We start from the raw sequence: 3,782 nt of genomic DNA on the forward strand, positions 1-3,782 counted from the left end.
TACTTTGTACAAAGCACCGACTACTCCTTTCGAAAAAAATATCACCCATATTTGGATGGAACTTTTGTTGCTGGACAAAATTGGGGTTGATGACAACTTTTTTCAACTGGGCGGTAACTCTTTGCTTGCATTAAAATCTGTTGCAGCTTTAAAACAGCAATTTGGGTACGAAGTGCCTATTACCAAGTTATACCAATTTCCAACCGTTAGCGGCGTTGCAAAACTGTTAAGCGGCGCGAATAAAGCAACAGTTGTATCAACAAAAGAAAAAAAGAATAACAATAATGGTACTAATCGGGACATAGCCATTATTGGCATGGCGGGCCGTTTCCCGGGCAGCAATACTATTGATGAATTTTGGGATATGCTTACCGAAGGCCGCGAAACCATCAGCTTTTTTAGTGATGCGGAGCTTGATCCATCCATCTCATCAACCACAAAAAGTGACCCAACTTATGTTAAAGCGCGTGGGGTAATTGAAAAGGCAGATGAGTTTGATGCCGAGTTTTTTGGCTTTAACCCCCGATCTGCCGAGATGATGGACCCGCAGCAGCGCTTGTTTTTGGAGATTGCATGGGAGATCCTGGAAAACACCGGTTATTTACCACAAAGATTTCATGGCTCAGTGGGCGTTTTCGCAGGCACTGGATACAATACCTATTTTACCAATAATGTATTGGCCCATCCGGAAATAGTTGAACGGGTGGGGCAGTTCAACGTAAGATTATTAAACGAAAAAGATTATATCGCTACCCGGACAGCTTACCAGTTGAACCTGAAGGGGCCGGCAGTAGCCATTTATTCGGCATGTTCTACCTCGTTGTTAGCCATCGCCCAGGCGGTGAGCAGCATCAGGAACGGGCAGTGTGATATTGCCCTGGCTGGTGCAGCCTCTATTACTTCGCCATTAAAAAGCGGGCATTTTTACGAGGAGGGTTCCATTATGAGCAAAGACGGCCATTGCAAGCCGTTCGATGCTGAAGCCACCGGAACCGTTTTTAGTGATGGTGCAGGAGCAGTACTTTTAAAAAGTTTAGAAGATGCGAAACGCGACGGCGATACCATTTACGCCGTAATTAAAGGTGTCGGCATTAATAATGATGGCGCCGACAAAGGCAGCTTCGGTGGCCCAAGTGCTGAAGGGCAGGCTGGCGCAATTGCCATGGCGATTGACGATGCCGCCATTGAAGCGTCGACCATTAGTTACGTAGAAGCGCACGGCACAGCAACACCATTAGGCGACCCGATTGAAATTGAGGGGCTTAACCTTGCTTTTGGCGAACAACTGCAAAAACAATTCTGCGCCATAGGTTCGGTAAAAAGCAATTTAGGGCATTTAACTGCTGCTTCGGGCGTTGCAGGGTTGATAAAAACTGTACTTGCTTTACATTACAGGCAAATCCCGCCGACTTTGTTTTACAAAAAACTCAATCCAAACATCAAACTGGACGATAGTCCGTTTTATATCAATGCCAGCTTAAAAAATTGGGAGGCTGATCGAAAACGCCGCGCCGGTGTAAGTTCATTTGGCGTAGGTGGTACCAATGTGCATGTCGTTTTAGAAGAGTTTGAAAATGCGCCCGTAGAATCCGGCATTGCAAAACCGCAATCGCTGATCACCTGGTCAGCAAAAACCGAAACCAGTTTGGGCAATTATGCTAGAAAACTTGCCGGTTTTACTGAAGAGCACCCTGAAGTTAATGCAGCTGATATTGCTTACACTTTACAAAATACACGGGCTGATTTCAACCAGCGCCGGTTTGTGATCGCAGCCGACAGCAAAGATCTCCCGGCCAAATTGGCTTCGACAAATATTGACGCTTCATCCTATAAAAAACTCAGCTCAAAAGCATCCGAAATTGTATTTATGTTCCCCGGCCAGGGTTCGCAATATGTGAATATGGGCAGGGAATTGTATGATAATGAACCTGTTTTTAAGGCGTCAGTTGAGGAATGTATCGGATTACTAAAAGATACACCGCAGGCACAGATCATGGACGTGATCTATCCTTCGGAAGTAGATGAAACATCGGCACAAAAAATAAAAAACACTTTTTATACCCAGCCCGCCATATTTATTATGGAATATGCCATGGCCAAACTATGGATGAGTTGGGGCATTGAGCCTACCATTTTCACCGGGCATAGTATTGGTGAATTTGTGGCGGCGCATTTTGCAGGAGTATTTAGCTTAAAAGATGCGTTGATGTTGATATCCACCCGAGCAAGGATGGTAAGCGAGGTTGAAAAAGGCAGTATGCTATCTGTCAGAACTGATGCAAGACAGCTACAAACTATTTTGCCTGAAGGTTTGAGCATTGCCGCCATCAACAGCAATAAACTATGTGTGGTTGCCGGTCCGGATAAACTGATTGAAGCATTTGCATCGAAACTGGAAGAAATTGAAATTCCGGGTCGTTTGCTGCATACCAGCCACGCCTTCCACTCTGCCATGATGGATGAAATTGTTAAGCCTTTTGAGGAGGTCGTGAAAACCCTGAAATTGAATCCTCCTGTAAAGCCTTTAGTATCAACAGTTACCGGTAAATGGATGAGTGAAGCAGAAGCTACCGATCCATCCTACTGGGCGCAGCATTTGCGTAAAACGGTAAGGTTTGCCGATGCAGTAGATACCCTGCAGGATAGTGAAGGCCGTTTATTGCTTGAAGTGGGGCCGGGAACAGTGCTTGCAACGCTTTCAAAGCAGCAGGTAGTTAATAAATCGACACCAATATTACCAGGTTTTGAAAAAAATGAAACAACTACCGAGTATTATTCCGTATTAAGGGCGTTAGGCCAAATATGGTTAAATGGAATCGAGCCGGATTGGAAAGCTTTTTACCACGGCCAACAAAGACTGAAGCTGAATTTACCGGCCTATGCTTTTGATAAAAAACGATACTGGCTTGAAGCGGCCCTACCCCAGCAAATAAACGCTCCAGCCATTGAAACACTACAAACCGAATTAGAAAAAGAAAATATAACTATTGAAATTCCACTGATGAGACAAGAATTACTAACTGAAAAACTAAGGGAGCTATTTGAAGACGCCTCGGGCATTGAAATAGATTCAGCCGCTACAAATGTAAATTTTGTGGAGATCGGCTTTGATTCCCTTTTGCTTACGCAGATAGCAACCAACCTTAAAAAAGAGTTTAATGTGCCTATCACGTTCAGGAAATTGTTTGAGGATTATAATACCATTCAAACCCTTGCCGAATACCTGGATGCCAGTTTACCAGCGGGGGCATATCAACCGCAGGCAACACCCGTAAGCAGTTACCAACAACCGGTTTACAGCGCTCCGGCAATATCAGCGCCAACTGCTGCTCCTGCCCAGGCCGCTAACCCGGCGTTGGATCTGATAGCACAACAGATCCAAATGCTTGCTTCGCAACTGTCGGCATTACAAAACACACCAGCCAGTGCGTCAGTAAGTCAATCGCCACCTGCAGCGCCATTAGTGGCAACACCTGTAGTATCGAAAATTCAGTACGATCTTACGCCCGAAGAACAGGTTGAAGTTAAAAAACCATTTGGCGCAACTGCCAGGATCGAAAAACAGGTACAGGGTTTAACTGAAAAACAGCAATCATTTTTAAGCGAACTGACTGTTCGGTATAACAAAAAAACAGGCTCAAGCAAGGCCTATACGCAACAGCACCGCGCGTACATGGCCGATCCCCGCGTAGTAAGCGGTTTCAGGCCATTAACGAAAGAGATCGTTTATCCATTGGTGGTAAACCGTTCAAAAGGGGCGCGTGTTTGGGATATAGACGGCA

General features: G+C 45.2%; 1 protein-coding gene. It reads left to right on the top strand.

Annotated features, from left to right (window positions below):
* Positions 1-3,782 (top strand): beta-ketoacyl synthase N-terminal-like domain-containing protein (locus QZY09_RS01385; RefSeq protein WP_295667204.1); only part of this gene is annotated, 3,782 nt, incomplete at both ends.

Source organism: uncultured Mucilaginibacter sp. (assembly GCF_903913935.1).
Lineage (GTDB): Bacteria > Bacteroidota > Bacteroidia > Sphingobacteriales > Sphingobacteriaceae > Mucilaginibacter.